General features: G+C 62.7%; 2 protein-coding genes and 1 pseudogene. All 3 read right to left on the minus strand.

The features are described from left to right. On the minus strand, positions 1 to 431 hold a 431-nt coding region (locus EN991_RS37385), incomplete at its 3' end, for a response regulator (protein WP_127370584.1). 44 nt (positions 432 to 475) lie between these two features. Further along, positions 476 to 745 (minus strand): hypothetical protein, encoded by a 270-nt coding sequence (locus tag EN991_RS37390; protein ID WP_013531962.1) that lies wholly within the window; start codon positions 743 to 745, stop codon positions 476 to 478. A 4-nt stretch (positions 746 to 749) separates the two neighbouring features. Next, a pseudogene (locus EN991_RS37395) lies at positions 750 to 1,079 on the minus strand (secretin); the annotation flags it as partial.

Genomic DNA, 1,079 nt, shown 5'->3' on the forward strand with positions numbered 1-1,079 from the left:
GGCATGAAGGTATAGATTTGCGACTCGGTGTTTTCCTCGCGCCCGGGCCCTTGCAGCGCCCGTACGACGGAGCGCACCAGATCGGCCGTGGTGATCGGCTTGACCAGGAAATCCGCGACCTTGAGCTGCACGAGAATGCGCACCGCGGCCGCGTTGAACTCCTGGGTGACGACGACGACAGGAACCTTGTCCTCCAGCCGGCGCATGATGCGCTGCAGCGACTCGACCTCCTCCAGCCTTGCCGCATCCATGTCGACGATGATGGCGCCGAAGTCGGCTTCCTGGATCTCGCCGCGCAACTCGGTAACGTTCTTTTCCACTGTCGAGAGCTGTATGATCTCGGAGGCGGAGAATGCGGTGCGCGTGTCCTGCGCAAACGTCCTGTCGGTCGATACGAGCAGGATCTTCCTGGTCTTGATGCCGTTTGCCATTCTGTCAGCCTGTCAGGTCGCCCGTTGACCAGTTGCCCGTTGAATCAGTTGCCTGTGGTCGACTGCGACGCCTTGGCACCGGCCGCCTGATCGGGTGTGACAGCCGCGGCACTGCCTCGTTGGGCCGGCACCAGGAGCCTGGTGTTCTGGACCCCGTATTTCCAGGGATCGACCATCTGCATGACGGTGTTGGCGGCCTGCGCATTGCCGGCGCCGGCCGTTGGCCCTTCGCTGCGCACATAGTCGTCGCTGGTGCAGCCAGCGGCAAAGCCGGCCAGCAGCAAGGCGACGCTCGATCCAAAGACCAGACGCATGGCTTCAATCCTTCGGCAGGTCGAGGAAATGCCCAGCCGAAGCGGCCGCTGCAGGTTGAGTGACGCGGCCGTCTGCCAACGCCACGGTGCGACCGGCATCGGAATCCTTCACTTCCTCGGTGTTGTTGAGAAAATAGTCGGCATTGCTGGCCGGCTGCGTGCCATCTGTCGGCTCGACGAGCTTCTTCGACGGATCGACCGGCTTGACCAGATAGGGCGTTACGATGATGACGAGGTCGGTCTCGCGCCGCTGATAGGATTTCGACGAGAACAGCGCCCCAAGCACCGGCATCTTGCCGAGGCCCGGAATGCGCGACGTGGTGATGTCGTTTTG

The organism is Mesorhizobium sp. M7A.F.Ca.US.005.03.2.1 (assembly GCF_003997795.1).
GTDB lineage: Bacteria > Pseudomonadota > Alphaproteobacteria > Rhizobiales > Rhizobiaceae > Mesorhizobium > Mesorhizobium ciceri.

Bases quoted from the DNA above. Each gene is read 5' to 3' on its own strand.
- EN991_RS37390 (WP_013531962.1), bottom strand. From the start codon at position 745: ATGCGTCTGGTCTTTGGATCGAGCGTCGCCTTGCTGCTGGCCGGCTTT.